At 68.6% G+C, this 24718-nt stretch carries 18 protein-coding genes; 9 read left to right on the top strand and 9 right to left on the bottom strand.

Features of this window, described 5'->3' with window-relative positions; genetic code table 11:
* Positions 1 to 4: 4 nt before the first annotated feature.
* Together ABQJ56_RS06320 and ABQJ56_RS06315 are read right to left on the bottom strand one after the other, a co-directional pair.
* Positions 5 to 1993, bottom strand: coding sequence for an acetyl/propionyl/methylcrotonyl-CoA carboxylase subunit alpha (locus ABQJ56_RS06320; RefSeq protein ID WP_367844146.1), 1989 nt, complete (start codon positions 1991 to 1993; stop codon positions 5 to 7).
* Between the two features lie 99 nt (positions 1994 to 2092).
* Positions 2093 to 2884, bottom strand: a complete 792-nt coding sequence (locus ABQJ56_RS06315) for an enoyl-CoA hydratase-related protein (RefSeq protein ID WP_367844145.1) — start codon at positions 2882 to 2884, stop codon at positions 2093 to 2095.
* A 123-nt stretch (positions 2885 to 3007) separates the two neighbouring features.
* On the opposite strand from ABQJ56_RS06315, the gene ABQJ56_RS06310 reads away from it, so the two are divergent.
* The 3 genes from ABQJ56_RS06310 to ABQJ56_RS06300 are packed head-to-tail and all read left to right on the top strand — an operon-like array spanning position 3008 to position 5441.
* Positions 3008 to 3253: a FeoA family protein gene (locus tag ABQJ56_RS06310; protein WP_367844144.1), complete on the top strand. Its 246-nt coding sequence runs from the start codon at positions 3008 to 3010 to the stop codon at positions 3251 to 3253.
* Positions 3250 to 5088: a ferrous iron transporter B gene (gene feoB, locus ABQJ56_RS06305; RefSeq protein WP_367844143.1), complete on the top strand. Its 1839-nt coding sequence runs from the start codon at positions 3250 to 3252 to the stop codon at positions 5086 to 5088. Before ABQJ56_RS06310 ends, feoB begins: the two co-directional genes overlap by 4 nt.
* Positions 5085 to 5441 carry a DUF6587 family protein gene (locus tag ABQJ56_RS06300; RefSeq protein WP_367844142.1) on the top strand — a complete coding sequence of 119 codons (357 nt, stop codon included), beginning with the start codon at positions 5085 to 5087 and terminating at the stop codon, positions 5439 to 5441. Before feoB ends, ABQJ56_RS06300 begins: the two co-directional genes overlap by 4 nt.
* Positions 5442 to 5477: 36 nt before the next feature.
* On the opposite strand, the gene ABQJ56_RS06295 is transcribed toward ABQJ56_RS06300, so the two are convergent.
* The 3 genes from ABQJ56_RS06295 to ABQJ56_RS06285 form a co-directional block, all read right to left on the bottom strand.
* Positions 5478 to 7085 carry a carboxyl transferase domain-containing protein gene (locus ABQJ56_RS06295; protein WP_367844141.1) on the bottom strand — a complete coding sequence of 536 codons (1608 nt, stop codon included), beginning with the start codon at positions 7083 to 7085 and terminating at the stop codon, positions 5478 to 5480.
* Positions 7086 to 7303: 218 nt separating this feature from the next.
* Positions 7304 to 7585 carry a hypothetical protein gene (locus tag ABQJ56_RS06290; RefSeq protein WP_367844140.1) on the bottom strand — a complete coding sequence of 94 codons (282 nt, stop codon included), beginning with the start codon at positions 7583 to 7585 and terminating at the stop codon, positions 7304 to 7306.
* A 164-nt stretch (positions 7586 to 7749) separates the two neighbouring features.
* Positions 7750 to 8934: a thiolase family protein gene (locus tag ABQJ56_RS06285; protein ID WP_367844139.1), complete on the bottom strand. Its 1185-nt coding sequence runs from the start codon at positions 8932 to 8934 to the stop codon at positions 7750 to 7752.
* A gap of 302 nt (positions 8935 to 9236) precedes the next feature.
* On the opposite strand from ABQJ56_RS06285, the gene ABQJ56_RS06280 reads away from it, so the two are divergent.
* Positions 9237 to 11993, top strand: a complete 2757-nt coding sequence (locus ABQJ56_RS06280) for a S8 family serine peptidase (RefSeq protein ID WP_437343398.1) — start codon at positions 9237 to 9239, stop codon at positions 11991 to 11993.
* A 61-nt stretch (positions 11994 to 12054) separates the two neighbouring features.
* Here ABQJ56_RS06280 and ABQJ56_RS06275 read toward each other — a convergent pair whose 3' ends face one another.
* From ABQJ56_RS06275 to ABQJ56_RS06260, 4 genes are all read right to left on the bottom strand, one after another.
* On the bottom strand, positions 12055 to 12825 hold the full coding sequence (locus tag ABQJ56_RS06275; RefSeq protein ID WP_367844138.1) for a DoxX family membrane protein: 771 nt from the start codon (positions 12823 to 12825) through the stop codon (positions 12055 to 12057).
* Between the two features lie 189 nt (positions 12826 to 13014).
* Positions 13015 to 13830, bottom strand: coding sequence for a DeoR/GlpR family DNA-binding transcription regulator (locus ABQJ56_RS06270; RefSeq protein WP_367844137.1), 816 nt, complete (start codon positions 13828 to 13830; stop codon positions 13015 to 13017).
* Entirely contained in the window at positions 13827 to 15050 is a 1224-nt protein-coding gene (locus ABQJ56_RS06265) for an amidohydrolase family protein (protein WP_367844136.1), read from the bottom strand. The genes ABQJ56_RS06270 and ABQJ56_RS06265 overlap by 4 nt, the downstream gene beginning before the upstream one ends.
* A gap of 168 nt (positions 15051 to 15218) precedes the next feature.
* Entirely contained in the window at positions 15219 to 16136 is a 918-nt protein-coding gene (locus ABQJ56_RS06260; protein WP_367844135.1) for a class I fructose-bisphosphate aldolase, read from the bottom strand.
* Between the two features lie 125 nt (positions 16137 to 16261).
* Here ABQJ56_RS06260 and ABQJ56_RS06255 point away from each other — a divergent pair, with 125 nt between their 5' ends.
* From ABQJ56_RS06255 to ABQJ56_RS06235, 5 genes are all read left to right on the top strand, one after another.
* On the top strand, positions 16262 to 17398 hold the full coding sequence (locus tag ABQJ56_RS06255) for an SIS domain-containing protein (protein WP_367844134.1): 1137 nt from the start codon (positions 16262 to 16264) through the stop codon (positions 17396 to 17398).
* Entirely contained in the window at positions 17395 to 18321 is a 927-nt protein-coding gene (locus ABQJ56_RS06250) for a carbohydrate kinase family protein (protein WP_367844133.1), read from the top strand. The genes ABQJ56_RS06255 and ABQJ56_RS06250 overlap by 4 nt, the downstream gene beginning before the upstream one ends.
* The gene (locus ABQJ56_RS06245; protein WP_367844132.1) at positions 18318 to 19250 is read left to right on the top strand and encodes a 1-phosphofructokinase family hexose kinase; all 933 of its coding nucleotides are present in this window, start codon (positions 18318 to 18320) and stop codon (positions 19248 to 19250) included. Before ABQJ56_RS06250 ends, ABQJ56_RS06245 begins: the two co-directional genes overlap by 4 nt.
* Before the next feature lie 124 nt (positions 19251 to 19374).
* On the top strand, positions 19375 to 22401 hold the full coding sequence (locus ABQJ56_RS06240; protein ID WP_367844131.1) for a TonB-dependent receptor: 3027 nt from the start codon (positions 19375 to 19377) through the stop codon (positions 22399 to 22401).
* A gap of 120 nt (positions 22402 to 22521) precedes the next feature.
* Positions 22522 to 24576: an alpha-galactosidase gene (locus tag ABQJ56_RS06235; RefSeq protein WP_367844130.1), complete on the top strand. Its 2055-nt coding sequence runs from the start codon at positions 22522 to 22524 to the stop codon at positions 24574 to 24576.
* The last annotated feature ends 142 nt before the right edge of the window (positions 24577 to 24718 follow it).

Below are 24718 nucleotides of genomic sequence, written 5' to 3'. Positions count from 1 at the left end.
CCGATCAGCTGGCGAAGCGCACCAGCACCGCGTCGGCCTCGACGAACTCGCCTTGCGCGGCCGACACGCTTTCGATGGTGCCGGCGCGAGGCGCCTTCAAGGCCAGTTCCATCTTCATCGCCTCCATCACCAGCAGTTCCTGGCCTTCGTCGACCTTGTCGCCGGGACGGGCCTTCACCAGCACGATGCGACCGGGCATGGGCGCGATGACCTGGTTGCCGCCCGTGGCGCCCTTCGACGCCCAGGCGTAGGCGGCGGCACGGTCGAGGCGCCAGCGGCGACCCGCGGCGTCGTGCAGCAATACGCGGCGGGCATCGGCGCGCAGGGCGTAGCGTTCGGCCTCGCCGTCGTAGCGGGCGCTGAGCGCGTTGCCGTCCAGCCGCGCGCCGCGCACGTCGCAGGTGCTGTCGCCGTGGCGCAGGCGGTAGTCGCCGGCGTGGCCGTGCGCTTCGATCTCGAAGCGTGCCTCGCCGCGCGTGAACGCGACGACGCGCTTGCCGGCATGGCCCACGCGCCAGGCGTCGGCGCTGGCCCAGGGCGAATGCGGGTCGGCGGGATTCGCCGCGACGTGCGCCTCGTCATGCAGCAGCGCGGCAGTGGCGGCGGCGAACAGCGTGCGTGCATCAGGCTCGCTGTGGCCGGCGACGAACTCGTCGAGGTGGCGGTCGAGGTAGCCGGTGTCGATGCGCGCCTCGGTGATCGCCGGGTGGCGCGCCAGCCGTTCGAGGAAGGCGATGTTGGACTTCGGGCCCGCGATCTCGCATTCGGCCAGCGCCTGGCGCAGGCGCTCGAGGGCCTGCGGGCGATTGGCGTCCCACACGATCAGCTTGGCGATCATCGGGTCGTAGAAGATCGTCACCGTGTCGCCCTGCGCCACGCCGCCGTCGATGCGCACGTGGCGCGAGGGCGCGGGCAGGCGCAGCGCCTGCAGCTTGCCGGAGCCGGGCAGGAAGTTCTGCTCCGGGTCTTCCGCGTACAGGCGCACCTCGATCGCATGTCCGCGCGAGACCACCTCGTCCTGCGCGAGCGGCAGCGGTTCGCCGTCGGCGATGCGCAGCTGCCATTCCACCAGGTCCACGCCGTGGGTGAGCTCGGTGACCGGGTGCTCCACCTGCAGCCGCGTGTTCATCTCCATGAAGTGGAAATCGCCCTGCGGCCCCACGATGAATTCCACCGTGCCCGCGCCCACGTAGTCCACCGCGCGCGCGGCGGCGACGGCAGCGGCGCCCATCGCCGCCCGCGTTTCGTCCGTGAGGAAGGGCGAGGGCGTTTCCTCCAGCACCTTCTGGTAGCGGCGCTGCGCCGAACACTCGCGCTCGCCCAGGTGGATGATGTTGCCGTGGCGGTCGCCGAACACCTGGAACTCGATGTGGCGCGGCTGCTCGATGTAGCGCTCCAGCAGCATGCTGGCGTCGCCGAACGCGGCCAGCGCCACGCGCTGCGCGGTGGCCAGTGCCTCCGGGAATTCCGCGTCGCCGCGCACGATCTGCATGCCCTTGCCGCCGCCGCCGGCCGAGGGCTTGATGATCAGCGGGTAGCCGATCTTGTGCGCCTGTGCAGCCAGGAAGGCGTTGTCCTGGTTGTCGCCGTTGTAGCCGGGCACCAGCGGCACGGCGTGTTTCGCCATCAGCGCCTTGGCGGCGGACTTGGAACCCATTGCCTCGATGCTCTCCGGATCCGGCCCGATGAACACGATGCCGGCTTCCCTGCAGGCGCGCGAGAACGCGGTGTTCTCGGACAGGAAGCCGTAGCCGGGATGGATCGCCTGCGCGCCGCTCTTCTTCGCGGCGTCGAGGATGGCGGCTACGCGCAGGTAGGAATCGGCCGGACGCGGGCCGCCGATCGGCCAGGCCTCGTCGGCCTGGCGCACGTGCTGCGCGTCGCGGTCCGCTTCCGAATACACCGCGATGCTGCGGATGCCGAGCCGGCGGCAGGTGCGGATCACGCGGCAGGCGATCTCGCCGCGGTTGGCGATCAGTACGCGTTCGAACATGCGGGTTCCTTGGCCGGGGCAAAGCCTCGGAAAATTAGCAGATGCGTCGCGCCACGCCGATGCGCAGCGCAGCAAAGATGCGGCTTGCCACTGCCGCCGTCAGGAAGCGATCCACGCCGGCGCGCGCTTGTCGAGGAAGGCGCCGAGCCCTTCCTGGCCTTCCGGCGACACGCGCAGGCGGGCGATCAGCTCGGCGTTGCGATGGTCGGCGCGTTCGGCGGCGTGCTCGTCGAGGCCGCCCATGCGGAAGGCCAGTTGCTTGGCTTGGCGTTGCGCTTCGGGGCCGGCTTTGGTGAGCAGCTTGAGCGCGCCGTTCACGGCGTCGTCCAATGCCGCGGGCGCGACGACCTGGTGCAGCAGGCCGATGCGCTGCGCCTCGGCGGCGTCCACCACCTCGCCGGTGAGGAACAGCCTGCGCGCCTGGCGCAGGCCGATCGCGGCGACCACGTAGGGCGAGATCACCGCGGGCACCAGGCCCAGCTTCACCTCGGTGAGGCCGAACTTCGCGGCGTCCGTGCCGATCGCGATGTCGCAGCAGGCGACCAGGCCCACGCCGCCGCCGTAGGCCGCGCCGTTGACGCGCGCCACGGTGGGCTTGGGACAGAACTGCAGGCTGCGCATCAGCCGCGCCAGGCGCAGCGAGTCGGCGCGATTCTCCGCCTCGCTGGCCTTGGCCATGCCGCGCATCCAGTTCAGGTCGGCGCCGGCGGAAAAACTGGCGCCGCTGCCGGTGAGCACGATGGCGCGTGTTGCCGGATCGTGGCCGGCGGCCTCGATGGCGGCGGTGAGTTCGGCGATCAGCGCATCGTCGAAGGCGTTGTGCACCTCGGGGCGGTGCATGGCGAGGGTGCGCACACCGGCATGGTCGGAGATCAGGACGGAGGCGGTCATCGACGGATCCTGCTGGGGGAAGCCGACATCTTAAATCGTCGGGCAACCAGGGCCGGGCGGCGCTGCAACAAATGCGAAATGCGGGTACAATGCGAACCATTCTTATTTGTGATCGGGTCGACCGTGCGCTTGTCCGATTTGCCGAAGGGTGCCCTCGCCGTGGTGGATCGCGTGGACGACGCCCATGCGAACGATCCGATCGCGCAGCGCCTGCGCGACCTCGGTTTCGTCGACGGCGAATCGGTGCAGGTGGTGGCCTGTGCGCCGCTGGGGGCCGATCCGCTGCTGATCCGGATCGGCTTCACCCGCTTCGCGCTGCGGCGTGCCGAGGCGGCGCGGGTCGCGGTCCGGTCCGAGGTGGCGGCATGAGTGCGGACGCGCTGCGCATCGCCCTGGTCGGCAATCCGAATTGCGGCAAGACGGCGCTGTTCAATTTGCTCACCGGCGGCAGGCAGAAGGTGGCGAACTATGCCGGCGTCACCATCGAGCGCAAGGAAGGGCGCTTCGTGGCGCCGTCCGGACGCATGCTGCAGATCCTCGACCTGCCCGGCGCCTACAGCTTCGACGCGGTCAGCCCCGACGAGCAGATCACCCGCGACGTGCTGGAAGGCAACTATCCCGGCGAGGCGCCACCCGACCTGATCGTCTGCGTGGCCGACGCCACCAATCTGCGCCTGCACCTGCGCTTCCTGCTGGAGGTGCGGCGGCTGGGCCGCCCGGTGGTGCTGGCGCTGAACATGATGGATGCGGCGCGCCGGCGCGGCATCGTGATCGACGTGGCGGAACTGTCGCGTCGCCTCGGCCTGCCGGTGGTGGAAACCGTCGCGGTGAAGCGCGGTGGCGCGCAGGCACTGGTGGAGCGGGTGGACGGCGAGCTGCCGCAGCCGTCGCCGGCGCAAGCCGACGATGCGGCCAGCCGCGCCGACCTGCACGCGCAGGTGCGCGAACTGCTCGCCGCCACCGTGCGCATGCCGCGCCAGACCGCGGAGCTGGACGACGCGCTGGACCGCTGGGCGCTGCACCCGGTGTTCGGCCTCGCCATCCTCGCGGTGGTGATGTTCCTGGTGTTCCAGGCGGTGTATGCCGCCGGCAAGCCGATGAGCGACCTGATCGGCGACGGTTTCGGCTGGCTGGGCAACCACCTGGCGACGTGGTTGCCGGCGGGCCCGCTGCAGGGGCTGGTGACCGACGGCCTCTGCGGTGGCCTGGGCACCGTGCTGGGCTTCCTGCCCGAGATCCTGGTGCTGTTCTTCTTCATCCTCGTGCTGGAGGAGTCGGGCTACCTGCCGCGCGCGGCCTTCCTGCTCGACCGGCTGATGGTGTCGGTGGGGCTGACCGGGCGCTCGTTCATCCCGCTTCTCTCCAGCTTCGCCTGCGCGATCCCCGGCATCATGGGCACGCGCTCGATCACCGACCCGCGCGACCGCCTCGCCACCATCCTGGTGGCGCCATTGATGACCTGCTCGGCGCGGCTGCCGGTGTACGCGCTGCTGATCGCCGCCTTCATCCCTTCGCGGGCGGTGCTCGGCATGTTCAACCTGCAGGGCCTGGTGCTGTTCGCGCTGTATGCGGCCGGCATCGCCGGCGCGATGCTGGTGGGCTGGGTGATGAAACGCATCCGCCGCGACCGCAGCGAGCACGCGCTGCTGATGGAGCTGCCCTCGTATCGCCTGCCCAAGGTGCGCGATGTCGGGATCGGCCTGTACGAGCGCAGCATGATCTTCCTGAAGCGGCTGACCGGCGTGATCCTGGCGCTCACCGTGCTGATGTGGGCGCTGTCCAGCTTTCCCGCGCCGCCGGCGGGCGCCACCGGCCCGGCGATCGACTACAGCTTCGCCGGTTATCTCGGCCGCGCCTTCGCGCACATCTTCGCCCTGATCGGCTTCAACTGGCAGATGAGCCTGGCGCTGATCCCGGCCTTCGCCGCGCGCGAGACCGCGGTGGCCGCGCTGGCCACGGTGTACGCCGTGGGCGGCGAGACCGCGGCCGGCCTCGGCCCGGCGCTGGCTTCGCACATCTCGCTGGCCAGCGCGCTGTCCCTGCTGGTGTGGTTCGCCTATGCGCCGCAATGCATGTCCACGCTGGCGGTGATCAAGCGCGAGACCGATTCCTGGCGCAACGTGGCGATCTCGTTCGGCTACATGTTCGTGATGGCCTACGTGGCCTCGTTCCTGACCTTCCAGATCGCGAGCGCATTGGCATGAGCGCCGGCCTGCTGATCCAGTACATCGTGCTCGGCCTGGTCGTGGCGGCCAGCGTGCTGGTGGTGTTCCGCAAGCTGGCGCCGCAACTCAGCAACCGCTGGCTGGCGGCGACTTCGATCCGCCTCGCACGGCGGCGCGATTCGCGTCTCGCGCAGGCGCTCAGCCGTCGCCTGCAGCCGAAACAGGCCACCGGCAATTGTGCCGATGGCTGTGCCACCTGCGGCGCCTGTGGGCCGAAGAGGCCGGTTGCCGCTTCGCCGGCACCGCCGACGTCGCACGGCCCCGGTGCTTCCGGGCAGGCGCGGATGGCGGTGGAGGCGTTGCCGCTGCATTTCCGCCCGCGCAGCCGCTGAGTCCGTCGGCGATCGCGGCAGGGCAGCCTGCGATCGCTACATGCGGAACACGCCGTAGCGTTGCGGCTCGATCGGCGCGTTCATCGACGCGGAGATCGCCAGCCCCAGCACGCGACGGGTGTCGGCCGGGTCGATGATGCCATCGTCCCACAACCGCGCGCTGGCGTAGTAGGGGTGGCCCTGGCGTTCGTACTGTTCGCGGATCGGCGCCTTGAAGGCATCCTCTTCTTCGGCACTCCACGACTTGCCGGCGGCCTCGATGCCGTCGCGCTTCACCGTGGCCAGCACGCTGGCGGCCTGCTCGCCGCCCATCACGCTGATCCGCGCGTTCGGCCACATCCACAGGAAGCGCGCGCCGTAGGCGCGGCCGCACATCGCGTAGTTGCCGGCGCCGAAGCTGCCGCCGATCACCACGGTGAACTTCGGCACGTGCGAGCAGGCCACGGCGGTGACCATCTTGGCCCCATCCTTGGCGATACCCGCCTGTTCGTACTTCTTGCCGACCATGAAGCCGGTGATGTTCTGCAGGAACACCAGCGGCACGTTGCGCTGGTTGCACAGCTCGATGAAGTGCGCGCCCTTGAGCGCGCTCTCGGCGAACAGGATGCCGTTGTTGGCGACGATGCCCACCGGGTAGCCGTGGATGTGCGCGAAGCCGCACACCAGGGTCTTGCCGTAGCGCGCCTTGAACTCGTGGAACTCCGAACCGTCCACGATGCGCGCGATCACCTCGCGGATGTCGAACGGCCGGCGGGTATCCTCGGGGATCACGCCGTACAGCTCCTCGGCGGGGTACTTCGGCTCGACCGGCTCGCGCAGCGCCAGCGGCATGGCCTTCCTGCGGTTGAGGCTGGCGACGATGTCGCGCGCGATGCTCAGCGCGTGGGCGTCGTTCTCGGCGTAGTGGTCGGCCACGCCGGAGATCGAGGTATGCACGTCCGCGCCGCCCAGGGTCTCGGCGTCCACCACCTCGCCGGTGGCGGCCTTCACCAGCGGCGGGCCACCCAGGAAGATGGTGCCCTGTCCGCGCACGATGACGGTCTCGTCGCTCATCGCCGGCACGTAGGCGCCGCCGGCGGTGCACGAGCCCATCACCACCGCGATCTGCGGAATCCCGAGTCCCGACATGCGCGCCTGGTTGTAGAAGATGCGGCCGAAGTGCTCCTTGTCCGGGAACACCTCGTCCTGCAGCGGCAGGAAGGCGCCGCCGGAATCGACCAGGTAGACGCAGGGCAGGCGGTTCTCCAGCGCCACTTCCTGCGCGCGCAAATGCTTCTTCACCGTCATCGGGAAGTAGGTGCCGCCCTTCACCGTGGCGTCGTTGGCGATCACCACCACCTCGGTGCCATGTACCCGGCCGATGCCGGTGATGATGCCGGCCGCGGGAGCGGCATCGTCGTACATGCCGTGGGCGGCCAGCGGGGAGAGCTCGAGGAACGGCGAGCCGGGATCGAGCAGGGCGCGGATACGTTCGCGCGGCAACAGCTTGCCGCGCGCCACGTGCTTCTCGCGGGCCTTGGCGCCGCCGCCTTCGGCGCTGCTCGCCAGTTCGTGGCGCAGTTCGTCGGTGAGCTGGCGCAGGCGTTCGTTGCTGGCCTGGAACTCGGGGGTACGCGGATCGATCTGCGAGACGATGACACTCATGCGCGGCTGCCGTCGAGATGAAACCGTGGATGATACCGGCAGCGGCGCGCGGCGAAATCGCGCGTGCCCCAAAATCGGGTTCGGAGTGATTCTTCTCGAAAAGTGCGGCCAGGGGACGGCTGCCCGTTTGACTCCCGCGTTCAAGGATGAACGCATAAGCAAATCCCAAAAAAAACGGCCGCGCGGGGCGGCCGTTTTTCGAACCACAAAGCCGTGGATCAGTGACCCATGGCGTCCTTCGCGGTGCTGGCAGCGGCAGGAGCAGCGGCAGTGGAAGCCGGGGCAGCAGCCGTGGAGGCAGGAGCAGCGGCGGTGGAAGCCGGAGCGGCGGCAGTGGAGGCCGGAGCCGTCTGCTCAGCAGCCTTCTGGGCCTGGTCGGCGGACTGCTGAGCCTGGTCAGCAGACTGCTGGGCGTTCTGCGCGGAATCCTGCGCGCCGTTGCTGCAAGCCGCCAGCAGCGCGACGAGCGCGGAGGCGAGTAGGGTACGCGTAAACTTCATGGTGGATCTCCTTTGCCGTGGAATGCCGAATGGCCGTTTATTAATAGCGCTTTCCCGGGTTCTGCGCCATAACTTTCGGAGACTCCCTTCAGGCGCCATTGCAAGCCGGTTCAACGCGCTTTCAGCGTGTGAGTATCGATGTGCCGGTGTTATGGCCCCGTGATTCAATCAAGGCATTCCACCGCGATCGCCGTGGCCTCGCCGCCGCCGATGCACAGGCTGGCGATGCCGCGCTTGAGCCCCCGGGTTTTCAGGGCATTGAGCAGGGTCACCACCAGGCGGGCGCCGCTGGCACCGATCGGGTGGCCCAGTGCGCAGGCGCCGCCGTTGACGTTGAGCTTGTCGTGCGGAATGCCGAGTTCCCTGATCGGCGCCATCGCCACCACGGCAAATGCCTCGTTGACCTCGAACAGGTCGACATCGCTGATTTTCCAGCCGGTTTTTTCAAGCAGCTTCCGGATGGCACCCACCGGGGCGGTGGTGAACCATTCCGGCTCCTGCGAATGGGTGGCGTGCGCCACGATGCGGGCCAGTGGCTTGAGGCCGCGCGCCTTGGCATCGTCGGCCGACAACAGCACCACGGCCGCGGCGCCATCGGAGATGGACGAGGAGCTGGCCGCGGTGATCGTGCCGTTTTCCTTGCGGAAGGCGGGCTTCAGCGAGGGGATCTTGGCGATGTCGGAACGACCGGGCTGCTCGTCGCTATCCACCACCACGTCGCCTTTGCGGCCGGCCACGGTGACCGGGACGATCTCGCCGGCGAACGCGCCGGACTGCTGCGCGGCCAGGGCGCGCTTCACCGATTCCGTCGCGAACGCGTCCTGGTCCTCGCGGCTGAAGTGGTACTTGTCGGCGCACAGCTCGCCGAACACGCCCATCGCCTTGCCGTCGTAGGGGTTGGTGAGGCCGTCCCAGGCCATGTGGTCGACCAGCTTGCCGTCGCCGTAGCGGATGCCGGTGCGGGCCTGCACCATGTGCGGCGCATTGGTCATCGATTCCATGCCGCCGGCCACCACGATGGAGGCGGAGCCGGCCTTGATCAGATCGTGGCCCAGCATGATCGCCTTCATGCCCGAGCCGCACACCTTGTTGATGGTGGTGCAGCCGGCGGCCGGCGGCAGGCCGGCTTCCAGCGAAGCCTGGCGGGCCGGCGCCTGGCCCAGGTTGGCCGGCAGCACGCAGCCCATGATCACCTCGGCGACGTCGTCGGCGGCCACGCCGGACTGCTCCAGCGCGGCCTTGATCGCCGTGGCGCCCAGCTTCGGCGTGGGCACGCCGGTGAACTGGCCGAGGAAGGAGCCGATGGCGGTGCGCTTGGCACCGGCGATGACAACGCTGACGTCCGACATGGGGATCTCCGCAGAACACGAATGGCGCAGGGCGCCGGGGAAGCAACCCGCCGATTATCGCAGTCGATGGCGCAGTGCGGCAAACCGGCAGGGGCATGCGCACATGACCTGTAACCGCATCTGGCCGGGTTTGCGTTGTGCCAAACTGGACTTCCACCGGGGCCATGTCGGCATGCATTACCGGGGCAGCGGCTCCTCGAGGTGGCGGGCGTCATCCAGGGATCAGGGGGGGGATCATGAAACCGCATGGGGAAATGGTTGCGCGTGGCCTGCGTTGCGGCCAATTGGCGTGTGCCGTCGGTATGGCCCTGGGGCTGGCCGCCTGCGGCGGCGGCGGAGGCGGAGGCAACGTCAAGCCGACACCTTCGGCACCGGCACCGCCGCCGGCATCGACCGCGCCGTCGCCCCCGCCCCTGGACGCCCAGCTGTCGATCACCAACACCTATGCAGCCCACGACCTGGGTTACACCGGTGCCGGCGTGACCATAGGCGTGGTCGACAGCGGCATCATGTCGGCCAATCCGGCCGTGGTCGGGCGGGTGCAGAAAGAGTTGATCTATGTCGATCCGACACAGAACAACACCAACATCCAGGACGTGGTCGGCCACGGCACCTGGGTCTCCGAGGTCGCCGCCGGCCAGCCGTTCGGGCAATTCGCCGGTGGCATTGCGCCAGGCGCCGACCTGGTTTCGGCACGCATCATTTCGGACAACGCGCCGGACGACAACGGTTCCACGGCGCCCTCGCAGGTCACCACCAGCGACGCGCAGTTCTTCGGCCAGGTCAATGCGGACCTGATCAACGCCGGCGTCAAGGTGATGAACAATTCCTGGGGAGGCATCACCTGGGACACCACCAACGCCAGCATCAACCAGGCCTTCGACCAGGCCTACAGTCCGTTCGTGAACCAGCAGGGCGGCCTGGTGGTGTTTGCCGCCGGCAACGATTCGCAGGCCAATCCCAGCACCATCGCGGCACTGCCCAATGTGGCGCCCGATCTCGCCAAGGGCTGGCTGGTGGCGGTGGCGGTAAACAGCAACAACCCCACCCAGCTGGAAGGCTATTCCAACCAGTGCGGCAGCGCGATGAATTACTGCCTGGCCGCGCCCGGCGACGTGATCGTGCTGGACAAGGACACCACGGCCAGCACCGCCAATCCCTCCTATTACATCGTCGAGGGCACCTCGTTCGCCGCGCCGCAGGTGGCTGGCGCCGCTGCGCTTGTCTGGCAGGCCTATCCGTACTTCAGCAACGACCTGGTGCGACAGACCCTGCTCGGCACCGCCGATCCGCTGGGCGGCTCGCAGCCCAATCCCACCTTCGGCTACGGCGAGCTGGACGTGGGCCGCGCGGTGAACGGGCCGATGCAGTTCAACTGGGGCGACGTCACCGTCAGCTTCAGCGGCAGCTCGAACTGGAACAACCCGATCTCCGGCGCGGGCGGCCTCATCAAGCAGGGCACCGGCACGCTCAACCTCACCCAGCCGTCCAGCTACACCGGGCTCACCCAGGTACAGGCCGGCACGCTGACGGCCAAGTCGCTGGCCGGCGCGGCGACCATCAGCAGCGGCGCCACCCTCAGCGGCATGTCCAATATCGGCGGCAACGTGAGCAATGCCGGCACGCTAAGCATCGCGAACACCAGTGTCAGCGTAGGCGGCAACTACACGCAGCAGAGCACGGGCACGCTGGCGTTGTCGCTGGGCTCGGCGTTGAACGTGGCCGGCACGGCCTCGATCGCCGGCAACCTGCTGGTGACCGGCACCAACGCGGGTTACACGATGAACTCGCATACCGTCGTGCTCACCGCCACACAGGGGCTCACCGGCACGTTTGCCGCGGTGAACCCGGCCTCGAACGTGGTGCTCCAGGACACGCCAGGCTATGACGCCAACAGTGCCTGGCTCGATGTAAGCAGGGTCACCGTCAGCGCGGTGCAGGGCGCCAGCTACACGACCGCGTCCTACGCCGCCGCGCAGCGCGTGGACACGGCCTTCGGGCAGATCGACACGCAGCTGAGCGCTGGCGCGGCGTCCGGATCGCCGGTGCCCAGCAGCTTCATCGCGGGCGCGGCCAGCCTGCAGCAGACGGCCACGCTGGCCGCGCTGCAAAGCTCGCTGGAAAGCCTCTCCGGCCAGCTGCATGCGGCCAGCGCGGCGATGACCTTCGAGGCCATCGACGCCGGCACGCGCGCGCTGTCGCAGCGCTTCGAGCAACTGCTAGACACGCCCCAACCCGGTGCGTGGACGCAGGGCCTCGGCTACCACGGCGACATGTCGCGCAGCGGTTACGGCAGCGTGGGCTACGACCTCAGCGGCTGGCTGGTGGGACAGGACTTCCGCCTGGACGGCAGCGGCGTGGCCGGCTTCGCGCTGAGCCGCAGCCAGGGCCTTGGACGGCTGACCGAAAGCGCGGACCAGGGCTACAGCCATGCGATCGAAGGCATGCTGTACGGCGGCACGGTGCGCGGCGCCTGGTATGCAATGGGCCGGTTCGGCGTGGGCAGTTACCAGGAAACCATGCGTCGCCAACTGCAACTGGGCTATCAACTCAGCGGCGTGACCAGCGACAGCCGCGGCCGCTATGGCGTGGCCTACGGCGAGAGCGGTTACCGGCTGAGCCTGGACGGTGTCCACGTCACGCCGTACGCAAGCCTGGAATACGCGCAGATCAATCGCGACGGCTTCGACGAGCTGGGCGGCGACGGCTTCGGCCTGAAGTCCGGCTCGCTGACCACCGCGCGCTGGCAGGCGGGGCTGGGCCTGCGCGCCAGCCGCGGCTGGCAGCTGGCCCGCGGCGGCCGCCTCAGCCTGCAGGGGCGGCTGGCGTGGCAGCAGTCCTTCGGCCTGCGCGGCGAGGCGTTCGACGCCAGTTTCAGCGGCGTGAACCAGTGGGCCCCGCTGGGCGGCATCGGCCTGGCGCGCTACGGCGGGGTGGCCGGCGCCACGCTGGACTGGAGCATGAATCCGCGCAGCGACCTCACGCTGGGCTACGACCAGTACTTCGGCCAGCTTGATGCGGCCAAGATGGCCACGCTGAACTACCGCTGGTCGTTCTGACCTGACCCGGTGGCGGCGTGGCAACGCGCCGCCACCGGCGAAGCCGGCGCCGCCTGCTGGCTCAGGCCTGCGGCCCCCGCGTCGTCCATCCGATGCCGCGGTAGGAATCCGCCACCGCCGCGGCGCCGGCGGTGATCACGCTGGATATCAGGAAGGCCGACCACGCATCGCTGTCGTGCGCGTGCGCCAGCAACGGCGGCAGCCAGACCAGCAGCGTGATGATGCCCAGCATCGCCGCTTCCATGGTGGCGGCCAGGCGCGGCCACAGCGCGAACAGCAGGCCGATCGCCGTGGCCAGGCTGCCGGCGCCGGTCAGCCAGGCCCAGCCATGCCGCCACGGCAGCCACGCGGGCACGAAACCGGCCGTGATGTCGGCGTAGAAGTAGTGCGAGAGGCCAATGGTCGGCAGCGCCAACACGAACAGCAGCCGGGCGTTGCGGATGCCAGGGCGGCCCGAGAGGAATCGTCCATCGGGCGTCGCCAGCGATGCGAACACCACCCACGCGCCAGCAAGGATCACCGCGATCTCGCCCGCGCCCAGCCAGGTCGCCTCCATGGACGGCGCGTGGACGATGGCCGGGAATTTCAGCAGCACCATCCACAGCAGCGTGAACACGGACATCACGCCGGCGGAAGCCTTCGCGATACGTGGGACCAGGATGCCGATGCCGGTCGCCAGCTCGACCAGCGCCGTTAGGTAGACGAAGACGGCCTGTGCGGGCAGGTGCGTGACCGGAATGCGCTGCCAGACGCCGGCGAAATCGCCGAACACCAGTCCGCGCAGGCCCAGCGCGACCATCACCAGCGCCAGCAATACGCGGCCAGGTCCCATGCCGCGCGCGGCCGGGGCGTCCGCGCCCAGCGCAAGGCATCGTGCCAACCATGCGCGCGATTCAGCGCGCGCGCCCCCCAGACCGGATGCCGCGTCCATCATTCGCCCCCTTGCAGAGCCGCATGAGTACAACGAGCCGAGCGTAGTCGGGTCGTTCCGTCCGGGCAACGACCATTCGGGCGACCGGCTTCAGACCAATTCGACCTGCACCCCGATGTTGCGCAGCGTCTCGACGATCTCGGCCGGCGCGCTGTTGTCGCTGATCACCTTGTGCAGCTGGCGCACCGGCGCGATCACCGACAGGCTGCGCTGGCCCAGCTTGCTGGCGTCCAGCACGGCGACGGTCTGCCGCGCCACGCGGATCATCAGCGCGTTGAGCGCGGATTCCAGCGGGTCGGGCGTGGTCACGCCCACCTCGGGGTCGAGGCCGTCCACGCCGAGGAACAGCCGGTCGGCGGACAGCCTGGCCAGCGCGTGCTCCGCGTCGGGGCCGACCAGCGAGTAGGAGGTCTGGCGCAGCAGGCCGCCCAGCATCATCACGCGGATGTGCGGCAGGCCCGACAGCTCCAGCGCGATGTTCAGCGCGTTGGTGATCACGGTGAGCGACTCGAACTTGCGCTGGCGGATCTGCCGCGCGATCTCCACCGTGGTGGAGCCGGAGTCGAGGATGATCGTCTCGCCATCGCGGATCATCTCCGCCGCCGCCTGGCCGATGCGCAGCTTCTGCGCGTGGCGGCGGGTTTCCTTGATGTTGAGCGGGATGTCACTGCTGACCGGCATCACCGGCAGCGCGCCGCCGTGCGAGCGCACGATGGCCGAGGCGTTCGCCAGCGCCTCGAGGTCGGCGCGGATGGTGACGGCGGAGGTGTCGAACTTCTTCGCCAGTTCCTCCACCGTGGCGCGGCCGTTTTCCTCTACGTGTTCCACGATCAGGCGGCGGCGTTCGCCGAGCAGCAGGCGCGGGCGGGGTTGGGCGGCTGGCTTGGTGGTCTGGAGTTTGCTCATGCTGGCGGAATATGCAGGAGTCGGGCGGCGTTGTCATGATAGACCTTGCGCAGCACGGCGTCCGGCAGATTCAGCCCGTAGATCGACCAGCGCCCCTGCGGCGGGACCGGGGCAGGGGCATAGTCGAAGTATTCGTCCTCGGTTTCGAGGAAGCGGTAGTAGATCTCGTACAGCTCGTCGCCGAACAGCTGCTGGGGCACGTCGTCGCCCCAGGGCGAGGGCACCGCGTCGGTGCCGAACAGGATGCGGTCCTGGTAGCGGTCGAAGAAGCGCTGGGCGATGCGCGGCTGGCGGCCCAGCTCGCCGATGCGGGCGCTGATGTCCACCAGGGTGTTGGGGAAGCGTTCCAGGCAGTCGACGACGGCGGCCAGGTTCTCGGCATTGTTGCCCACGTGCAGCAGCACGAAGGTGGTCTTCGGGTGGCGCGCGATCATGCGGTCGCGCGCGGCGATCAGCTCCTGGTGGCCGGGGAACTCCGGGCCGTAGAACGACCAGTCCGGATGGTTGGCCAGTTCCTCGTAGCGCTCGTTTCCGCCGTCGGTGGGCAGGAAGAACGCCTCCGGATCGGAGACGTGCAGGAACACCGGCATGCCGTGCGCGGCGCAGGCTTCCCACATCGGGTCGAAGCGGCGGTCGTCCACGCCCACCAGCAGGCCCTCGTCGATGCGCTCGCGCAGGTAGAGGCCCAGCGTCTTCAGCAGCTTCAGGCCGCGGGCACCCACGCGTCTGGCGTGTTCGATCGCGTCGGCCTGGCGTTGCGGATAGTCCGCTTCCGGAAACAGCGCGAACGAGGGCTCGGTGAGGGTGAGGAAACGCCCCGGCGCGGCCTGGTCGAACAGGCGGAGGCTTTCCTCCAGCCCCTTGCCGACGCCGCCGGTGAGGTTCACCAGGGTGCGCACGCCCTTGCGGTCCATCACCGGCAGCAGAGCTCCCGGCGTGGTGAACGCGGTGATCTCCTCGCCCACCGACACGCCGTTGCGCACGTTCTTCGACCAGGTCAGGTGGGCGTGCACGTCGATCACCGGGAAGCGCGGACGCTCGATGTGCGTCTGCGGCACGCGCAGCATGCTGCGCGGCCTGAAATCCTTCAGCTTGAGCGCGCCCTTGCTGGCGTCGCGTGCGGTCTGCAGCGGGTTCTTGCCGCTGGCCTCGATGCGCACGGTGCCGGCGCCGGCGGGCGGGGCGCAGCAGAGGCAGGATTTCTGGTGGGTCCGCTTCAATCTGATCACTCGCTTCTTGCGTTCGCCTCCTCTCCCCGCCGGGGAGAGGATTGAGGTGAGGGGTGGGTGCCCGCGATGACGAGGCTAGTACAGGTCGCTTCGTTGCGGGCGCTCGCGAGGTTGGCCCCTCACCCCTGCCCTCTCCCCGGAGGGGAGAGGGAGAAGGGATCAGCGCGGGTGCTTCGCCATGATGTCGTGCACCTGGCGCACGAGGTTCACCGCCTGGTCGAACGGGCGCAGCCACATGTTGCGGCCGAACATCACGCCGTTCGCGCCGGACTGCATGTAGTGCTCCACCTTGCGCAGCACCGCCGCGTCGTCGTCGTTCTTCTCGCCGCCGGAGAACAGCACCATGGTGCGGCCGGCCGAGCGCACCACGCGGGCGCAACGGGCGGCGGAGTCTTCCTGCAGCTTGTCGTAGGGCTTGGGCACATTGGCCACGCTGTCGTTCGGCTCGTGCAGCTTGACGATATCGGCGCCCAGCTCCAGCGCCACGCGCGCGGCATAGTCCTGCGCGTACAAGGTATTGGTGCCGCCCTTGGCGTCGACCGCGCTGCCACGCGGGTAGGACCACAGTACCAGCGGCATGCCGTAGCGCTCGCAGTCGCGGCGAACCTGCTCGAACTGGCGGAACTCGTCGTGCTGGCGCGGCGAGCCCACGTACATGGTGTAGCCCACCGCGTCGGCGCCCAGGCGCACGGCGTCCTCCACCGAGGCGAACAGCGGCGAGGTGGCCTCGGCGTCGCTGGGGATGTTGGTCTTGCCGTTGAGCTTGAGGATCAGCGGCACGCGGCCGGCGTACTCGCGCATGTACTTCTCGGCCAGGCCGATGCCCAGCGCGATGGCAGAAAAACCGCCAGCCGTGGCGAGTTCGAACTGGTAGCCCGGATCGACGGCTGGCGGATGGGGAAAGAAGTCGGTGGGGCCATGTTCCAGACCCTGGTCCAGCGGCAGCACCAGCAGGCTGCCGTTGCGCGGGCCGGAGCCGTACAGCAGGCGCCACAGGCGGGCGCGCTTGCCCTGCGACAGCGACAGCTGTGAAAACTTTTCGGAAGCTTGCGAAGGGACTTGTAAGTTCTGTTTCATTTCGAATACGCTGAGCTGGTGGGCGAATGGCTTCACATTCGAACGAAACATGCCAAATGTCAATACTTGGAAACAAAACGAAAGAATTCGACGGTTTTGCCGCTCTCGCGGCGGCCGTGCCAGCGGTGCAGCGCAAGCTCGGCTATGCCGACACCTTGCGCGAGATCCTGCAGCAGCCGGCGACCTGGCAGGCCACGGCCGCGCTGCTGCGCGAACCATCGGTGCAGGCGCAACTGCAGGCCGCGTTGACGCCGCGCCCCGCCCAGGTGGTGCTGACCGGCTCGGGCAGTTCGATCTATGCCGGCGAATGCATCGCCCCGGATCTGCAGCAGGCGCTGGGTGTGCCGGTGCAGGCGATTGCCGCGGGCACCCTGCTCACGCACTGGCGCAGCGCGCTGCCACCGGGCGGCGGCCTGCTGGTCTCGATCGCGCGCTCGGGCGACAGCCCGGAAAGCGCCGGCGTGGTGGATCGGCTGCTGGCACACGCACCGGACTGGCGCCATCTCGCCATCACCTGCAACGCGAACGGCAAGCTGGCCACGCAGTACCGCGGCGAATCGCGCTACGCCACACTGGTGCTGGACGAGCGCACCAACGACCGCAGCCTGGTGATGACCAGCAGCTTCACCAACCTGGTGCTGGCCGGCAGCGGGCTGGGCGGACACGCCAACGAAGCCAACTGGGCGGACGGCGTGCGGCGCCTCGCCGGCTGCGTGCAACACGTGTTCGACACCCAGGCCGATGCGCTGGCGGCGGTCGCCTACGGCAGCTTCGACCAAGTGGTGTTCCTCGGCAGCGGTGGCGCGCTGGGCGCCGCGCGCGAGGCCGCGCTGAAGATGCTGGAGATGACCGGCGGCCGCGTGCACACGATGGCCGAAACCTTCCTCGGCCTGCGCCACGGCCCGATGTCGAGCCTCGACGAAAACACCCTGGTGGTGGCCTTTTTGTCGCCCGATCCGGCGGTGCGCGCCTACGAATACGACCTGCTGCGCGAACTCACCCGCAAGCAGCTGGGCCGGGTGCGCGTGCTGGTGGGGGAGGGCATCGCCGAAGACGTGATCGGCGCGCAGGACGTGGCGGTGGATCTGCAGGGCCTGCAGGCCGGCGACGATGCGCTGCCGCTGCTGGCCGACGTGGTGGTGGGCCAGACGCTGGCGTTTTTCCGCTGCCTGGCGCTGGGCGGCAAGCCGGATGCGCCGGCGCAGGGCGTGCTCACCCGCGTGGTCGAGTCCTTCGCACTGCACACGGGAGGCACGGCGTGAAACGCATCCTCGTCGCCGGCGAGCTCAACGTCGACCTGGTGTTCCGGGACTGCCAGGCGTTCCCCGCACCGGGGCGCGAGGTGCTGGCCGAGGACGCCATGGTCGTGCCGGGCAGCTCCTCGATGATCTGCGCGATGGGGCTGGCCCGGCTGGGCAACCCGGTGGCCTTCGCCGGCAAGGTGGGCGTGGACGGCTGGGGCGGTTTCTGCGTATCGGCGCTGCAGGGCGCCGGCATCGACGTCGCGGCGGTGCGGCGCGACCCCGGCCTGCGCACCGGCATTACCGCCTCGTTCTCCACCAGCAGCGACCGCGCACTGGTCACCTTCGCCGGCGCGATCGGCGCGCTGCGCGCATCGGACATCGACGATGCACTGCTGGCCACGGCCGACCACCTGCACGTGTCCTCCTACTACCTGCAGAGTGCCCTGCGTCCGGAGCTCAAGTCGCTGTTCGCACGGGCCAGCGCGCTGGGCCTGAGCACCTCGCTCGATCCGGGCTTCGACCCCGAACAGCGCTGGGGCAACGAATGGCCCTGCCTGCTTTCCGAGGTCGACCTGTTCCTGCCCAACGACGTGGAACTTGCCGGGATCAGCGGCTGCGAATCGCCGCTGGACGGCTTGCGCGCGCTGGACAACGGCCGCACGCGCACCGTGGTGAAGCGCAGCCGGCACGGCTGCGCCACGCTGGACGGCGCGGGCGGCCTGCTTGAGTCGCCGGCCTTCGCGGTGGACGCGGTGGACAGCACCGGCGCCGGCGATTCCTTCGACGCCGGCTTCCTGCATGCCTGGCTGCGCGGCCTGCCGCTGGCCGAGGCCATGCGCTGGGGCAATGCCTGCGGCGCGCTCTCCACGCGCGGCGTGGGCGGCACCGCACGGCAGGCCGACGCGGCCGAGGCGCATGCCCTGCTGGGGAGCGCGGCGTGATCGCCGTCGCCGGCTTCAACACCGCGATCGACCACCTGATGCGGGTGGACACGCTGTGTCTGGGTGAGGTCAACCGCACGCTGCACGAGCAGGTGTTGCCGGGCGGCAAGGGCCTGCACGTGGCGCAGACCGTCGCCGCGCTGGGCGAGCCGGTGCAACTGATCGGCCTGATCGACGCGGCGCACCGCAACCTCACCGCGCGGCGCATGAGCGAGCGCGGCGTGCTGTTCCACGGCGTCGAGATCGATGCGCCGTTGCGTCACTGCATCGCATTGCAGGACGCGGACGGCCAGATCACCGAAGTGCTGGGGCAGGGGCCGCAACTCGGCGAATGCGACCGCGCGGCGTTGTTCCGCGCGTTCCGTCTCGCGCTGGCGGAAAGCGAGCTGGTGGTGCTGTCCGGCAGCCTGCCGCGCGGCCTGCCGGCCGACACCTATGCCGCGCTGACGCAACAGGTGCGCGCGGCGGGCAAACGCTGCCTGGTCGATGCCAGCGGCGAAGTGCTGCGGCAGGCGGTGGCGGCGCAGCCGTTCCTGCTGAAGCCGAACCGCGACGAGGCCGAGGCGCTGTTCGGCCGCACGGTCGGCGATCTCGACGCCGCCGTCGCCGCGCTGCGCGAGCTGCATGCGCGCGGCGTGGCGATGCCGGTGCTGAGCCTGGGCGCGCAGGGCGCGCTGGGCATGGACGACAGCGGCACGTGGCATGCGGCGGTCGAGCTGGAACAGGTGCGCAACACCGTGGGCTCGGGCGACTGCTTCCTGGCGGGCATGGCCGTGGCGCTCCGCCGCGGCGAGCCGCTGCGCGAGGCCTTGCGGCTGGCGGTGGCCTGCGGTGCCGCCAACGCGATGGATGTGGAAACCGGTTACGTGCGTCCGGACCAGGTCGAGGCATTGCTCGGCCGGGTGCGGGTGCGGGAATGGAAGCGCTGACACAGCGGCGGAGTCCGTCAGCTTGCCGATGAGGATGAGCCATCGGCGTCCGAACTGTCCGTGAGCTGCGGGGGTGCTTCGCTCGCGGATATCCATAAGCGGTTCACTCGTTCCGAGGGGCATCATGAATTCCAGCAGAAGCATTGCGCTGCGACAGACCAGCCTGGCCACCACGCTGGGCCTGTTGCTGGCGTCCACGGCCGCCTATGGCCAGTCCACCACCAGCAGCATTTTCGGCCACGTGCCGGTGCAGGCGGGCGAAAGCGTGACGGTCAGCAACGGCTCGGGCCTGACGCGCACCGTCGGCATCGACAGCCAGGGCCGCTACAACGCCAACCAGTTGCCCATCGGCACGTACACGGTGAGCCTGATGCGCGATGGCCAGGTCATCCAGCAGCGCGCCGACGTGCTGCTGAAGGTGGGCGTCGGCGCGGAGGTCTCGTTCAGCGAGGGAGCCGCTGCAGGCAGCGCGGCGAACGCGAAACAGCTGTCGGGCGTGAGCGTGACGGCCAACGCGTTGCCGCCGATCGACGTCAGCTCGGTGGACTCGCGCACGGTGCTCACCGCCGACCAGCTGGCGAAGCTGCCGCTGGGGCACACCGCGGAAGCGGTGGCATTGCTGGCGCCGGCGACGAACATCGGCGCCGGTGGCGCGAAGAGCACGACTGGCGAGTCGCTGATCAGCTTCGGTGGCTCGTCGGCCACGGAGAACGCGTACTACCTCAACGGCTTCAACACCACCGACCCCAACATCTCCGAAGGCGGCATCACCCTGCCGTACGGCTCCATCGACCAGGAAGAGGTCTACACCGGCGGCTACAGCGCGCAGTACGGCCGCAGCGACGGCGGCGTGCTGAACATGATCGGCAAGAGCGGCACCAACGAATGGCACTTCGGCGGACAGTTCCTCTACGAGCCGTCGTCGATGGTGGGCAGCCAGGACAACGTCTACTACGCAAACGGCCTGCCGCCGTCGCCGGTGGCGGGCCGGCTGTACCAGCCCAGCAGCAGGAACGACTACTGGTCGTCGGTGTACGACCTCTACGTCGGCGGTCCGATCATCAAGGACAAGCTGTTCTTCTTCGCCTCGGCGGAAATGACCAACACGCAGGGCAACACGGTCAACAGCGTCGAGTCCGGCACCGATTCGCACTACAAGAACAAGCTGCCCAAGTGGTACGCCAAGGTGAACTGGAACATCACCGACAACAACCTGCTCGAACTGACGGGTGCGTCGGAGAAGAGCGAAGACACCGGCACCGTCTACAACTACGACTACAACACGCTGAACGACTCCAGCTTCAAGTCCTACGCCAACAACACCAAGCACGGCGGCGACCTGTGGCTGGCGAAATTCACCAGCTACATCACGGACAAACTGACCCTGACCGCCATGTACGGCAGCATGAAGACGCGCAGCTACAGCGAGAATCCCGCCTACGACCCGGGCGAGACCTACATCGGCGGCTACACGTACCAGAATCCGGCGCTGAACGGCGGCAACCCGATCACCAACAACCAGACCGTCACCGAGATCACCAACCCGGGCCAGAACTTCGTGACGACCAACCTGCGGGTCGCGCTGACGTATTCCCTGGGCGACCACACGATCACCGCGGGCATCGACAACCTGCGCACGGCGGCCAGGGACCAGGACGAGTTGACCTCCGGCCCGGGCTACCAGTGGATCTACGGCTATACGGCCACCCCGAATGCGCCGCTTTTCCCCAATCTCGGGGTGGGCGCTCCCGCCAGTTATCCCAACGGGGCAAGCGGCTACTACGCCTACAAGTACATCTTCAACCAGGGCGGCAACCTGTTCTCCACCGAAAACGCCGAGTACATCGAGGACCAGTGGCAGGTCAATGACCGCCTGTTGCTCTCCATCGGCCTGCGCGACGACGGCTTCACCAACTCCAATGCCAGTGCCCTGGCCTACATGCGGCAGACCAAGCCGCAATGGGCGCCGCGCCTGGGCTTCAGCTGGGACGTGTTCGGCGACAGCAGCTTCAAGGTGTTCGGCAATGCCGGGCGCTACTACCTCGGCTCGCCGATCGCCCCGGGCGATCCCGCCAACGGCTACGTGGCCACCTCGCAGTTCTACACGTACAGCGGCATCGCGCCGGACGGCACGCCGACCGGGCTGACGCAGATGTCGGCGCCGGTGTCGGCGAACGGCGCCTACGGCCAGACGCCCGACCCGCGCACCATGACGGCGACCAGCCTCAAGGCCATGGACCAGGACGAGTTCATGCTCGGCTTCCAGAAGACCGCCGGCCCGAACTGGGTGTATGGCGCCAAGATCACCCGGCGCATCCTGCGGCACGTGATCGACGACTGGTGCGACGTCGGGGCGCTGGTGAACAAGGCGGCCTCGGAGGGCATCACCGACGTCAACACTGACACCTGCTACTACGTCAACCCGGGCGTGGCCAACACCTTCGCGGTACAGGATCCGGGCGGAGCCTTCCACAGCGTGACGATGTCCAGCGCCGACATGCATTTCCCGCATGCGGTGCGCCGGTACTACGGCCTGGAGACCTTCCTGGAGCACCCGTTCGACGGCAAGTGGTACGGCAGGATCAGCTACACCTTCTCGCGCAGCTACGGCAACAGCGAAGGCCAGGGCCAGTCCGACATCCGCGCCACCGGCGGCACGCAGAACGAGGACTGGGATTTCCCGGAGCTGATGGTCTACGCCAACGGTCCGCAGGGCAACGACCACACGAACGTGATCAAGGCCTACGGTTACTACGCGATCACGCCCGAGTGGATGGTTTCGGCCAACCTCAACCTGACTTCGGGTGGGCCGAAGTACTGCCTTGGCTACTACGGGCCGGGCATGACCGATCCGGACGGTTACGGTTCCAACTACCACTGGTGCAACGGCCTGCCGTCGCCGCCGGGGGCAACCGGACGCCTGCCGTGGATGAAGGAGCTTGACCTGGGCATCCACTATCGCCCGGCGTTCGCCGACCACAGGCTGTCCCTGAGCGTGGACGTGTTCAACGTCTTCAATGGCCAGGCGCCGCTCAACCTGGCGCCCGATTACAACGGCAACAGCGGCGGCACGTCGAACCCGCTCTACGGCACGCCGCTGGTACTGCAACAGCCGCGCTACGTGCGGCTCGGCGTCACCTACGACTACTAGCACGCGTGCAACAACCCCCGCCGCCCGGCGATGCCGGGCGGCGCTCTGCTTCAAGTGACACCGCCGGATCTGTCCACGCGCCAGCCGGTCGATGCCAACCGATCAACACGAGAGGCAACCATGGCAGTACCGCATCCGCATCCCCTTCGTTCGTCGCGCATGAGCGTGCTGGCGTCCTGCCTGCTGGCGGTGCTGGCGGGTTTCGGCGCGGCGCATGCCGAGGACAGCGTCGCCACCGGCAAACTGGTGCTCGAGCCCGGCGTTGCGGCGTTTGTCGACAAGCAGGGAACGGCGAGCTTCGGCAACGCCGCGATCGAGGCGAAGTGGAAGCTGGACGGCAGGCACCTCGTCGGCATGACGGTGACGGATCGCGTGCACAACCGCACGTTCGAGGTGCCTGCGCCGTTCGCGCTGGCGATGGCCGACGGCGGCACGATCAAGGCATCCGACATGAATCTGCTGTCGTCGCCGAAGGTGGTCGCGTTGCCGGTGGACGCGCAGGCTTCGCGCTATTCCTCGCGCGTTCCCGGCAAAGCGGTGGAGGCCAGCTTCGGCGATGCGGACGGCCGCTTCCGCATCGACTGGAGACTCGTGCAGCGCGACGGCTCGCCCTACCTGCGCGAGGAAGTGGCCATCACCGCGCTGAAGCAGGACGAGAAGATCGCCAAGGTGTCGCTGCTGCAGTCGAAGGCGGAGGCCCCCGAGGTGGTGGGCACGGTGAACGGTTCGCCCATCGTCGACGGCGACGTCTACCTCGGCTTCGAGAACCCGCTGTCCGACAGCACGGCGTACCACCGCGAAGCGAGGTTGACATTGTCGCGCACGCTGCCGCTGGAAAAGGGCAAGACGGTGGATTACTCCGCGGTGGTCGGCGTGGTGCGCGACGGCCAGCTGCGCCGCGACTTCAACAGCTACGTCGAGCGCGAGCGCGCGCATCCTTACCGTACCTTCCTGCACTACAACTCCTGGTACGACATCGGCTACTTCACGCCGTACACCGAGGCGGAGGCGCTGGACCGCATCAATACCTTCGGCGAGGAGCTGCATGTCAAGCGCGGTGTGAAGCTCGACTCCTTCCTGTTCGACGACGGCTGGGACGACCGCAGCGGCAGCTGGAACTTCAGCAAGGATTTCCCGCACGGCTTCGTGCCGCTGCGCGAGGCCGCCGCGAAATACGGCGCCGCGCCGGGCATCTGGCTGTCGCCGTGGGGCGGCTACGGCAAGCCCCACGACGAGCGCCTCAGGAACGGCAAGGCGGTCGGCTACGAGATCATCGACGACGGCTTCGCGCTGTCCGGCCCGAAGTACTACCAGCGCTTCCATCAGGTCGTGATGGACATGCTCGACAAGCAGGGCATCAACCAGTTCAAGTTCGACGGCACCGGCAACGTCAGCAGCGTGTTCCCCGGCAGCCGCTTCGACAGCGATTTCGCCGCGGCGATCCAGCTGATCGGCGACATCCGCAGGGACAAGCCGGACACCTTCATCAACCTCACCACCGGCACCTGGGCCTCGCCGTTCTGGCTGCGCTACGCCGACACCATCTGGCGCGACGGCGAGGACGACTGGTACACCGGCGTGGGCACGATGCGCGAAAAGTGGATCACCTACCGCGACCAGCAGACCTACCAGAACATCGTGCTGAAGGGCCCGCTGTTCCCGATCGACTCGCTGATGCTCCACGGCATCATCTACGCGCAGAAGAACCCGCGCCTCAACACCGACCCGGGCCACGATTTCGCCAACGAGGTGCGCTCCTACTTCGCCACCGGTACCGAGCTGCAGGAGATGTACATCACGCCCTCGCTGCTCACGCCGCAGGACTGGGACACGCTGGCGGACGCCGCGAAGTGGTCGCGCGCCAACGCCGGCGTGCTGCGCGACAGCCACTGGATCGGTGGCGACCCCGGTCGCCTGGACGTCTATGGCTGGGCCGCCTGGTCGCCGAAGAAGGCCATCGTCACCTTCCGCAACCCCGACGACAAGCCGCAGCTCGCGGTGGTCGACCTGCAGCGCCAGTTGCAGTTGCCGCCGGGCGTGGCGCGCCGCTTCAGCGTGCACGACGTGTGGAAGAACGGCGGCGCGGACGTGCCGAAGACGCTGGATGCCGACCACGCAAGCACGATCACGCTGGCGCCGTTCGAGGTGCTGACGCTGGAGCTGGCGCCGGAATGACGGTGTTTCATCCGGCATGGCGATGCGCCGCCCACGGAAATCCGGCGCATCGCGGTTCCGTGAATGGCTGGCGCATCGATGCGGATCGCTATACGGTCGGGTAGTCACCCATCGCATCGCCTGCGATGGCATCGGTCCCGGG

It is taken from the genome of Rhodanobacter geophilus, assembly GCF_040812275.1.
Lineage (GTDB): Bacteria > Pseudomonadota > Gammaproteobacteria > Xanthomonadales > Rhodanobacteraceae > Rhodanobacter_A > Rhodanobacter_A geophilus.
This window is presented reverse-complemented; position numbering and strand designations above follow the sequence as displayed.

Coding starts and splice junctions, on each gene's coding strand:
- ABQJ56_RS06320 (WP_367844146.1), bottom strand. CDS start 1,993: ATGTTCGAACGCGTACTGATCGCCAACCGCGGCGAGATCGCCTGCCGC.
- ABQJ56_RS06315 (WP_367844145.1), bottom strand. CDS start 2,884: ATGACCGCCTCCGTCCTGATCTCCGACCATGCCGGTGTGCGCACCCTC.
- feoB (WP_367844143.1), top strand. CDS start 3,250: ATGAGTGCGGACGCGCTGCGCATCGCCCTGGTCGGCAATCCGAATTGC.
- ABQJ56_RS06300 (WP_367844142.1), top strand. CDS start 5,085: ATGAGCGCCGGCCTGCTGATCCAGTACATCGTGCTCGGCCTGGTCGTG.
- ABQJ56_RS06295 (WP_367844141.1), bottom strand. CDS start 7,085: ATGAGTGTCATCGTCTCGCAGATCGATCCGCGTACCCCCGAGTTCCAG.
- ABQJ56_RS06290 (WP_367844140.1), bottom strand. CDS start 7,585: ATGAAGTTTACGCGTACCCTACTCGCCTCCGCGCTCGTCGCGCTGCTG.
- ABQJ56_RS06285 (WP_367844139.1), bottom strand. CDS start 8,934: ATGTCGGACGTCAGCGTTGTCATCGCCGGTGCCAAGCGCACCGCCATC.
- ABQJ56_RS06280 (WP_437343398.1), top strand. CDS start 9,237: ATGGCCCTGGGGCTGGCCGCCTGCGGCGGCGGCGGAGGCGGAGGCAAC.
- ABQJ56_RS06275 (WP_367844138.1), bottom strand. CDS start 12,825: ATGGGACCTGGCCGCGTATTGCTGGCGCTGGTGATGGTCGCGCTGGGC.
- ABQJ56_RS06270 (WP_367844137.1), bottom strand. CDS start 13,830: ATGAGCAAACTCCAGACCACCAAGCCAGCCGCCCAACCCCGCCCGCGC.
- ABQJ56_RS06260 (WP_367844135.1), bottom strand. CDS start 16,136: ATGAAACAGAACTTACAAGTCCCTTCGCAAGCTTCCGAAAAGTTTTCA.
- ABQJ56_RS06240 (WP_367844131.1), top strand. CDS start 19,375: ATGAATTCCAGCAGAAGCATTGCGCTGCGACAGACCAGCCTGGCCACC.
- ABQJ56_RS06235 (WP_367844130.1), top strand. CDS start 22,522: ATGGCAGTACCGCATCCGCATCCCCTTCGTTCGTCGCGCATGAGCGTG.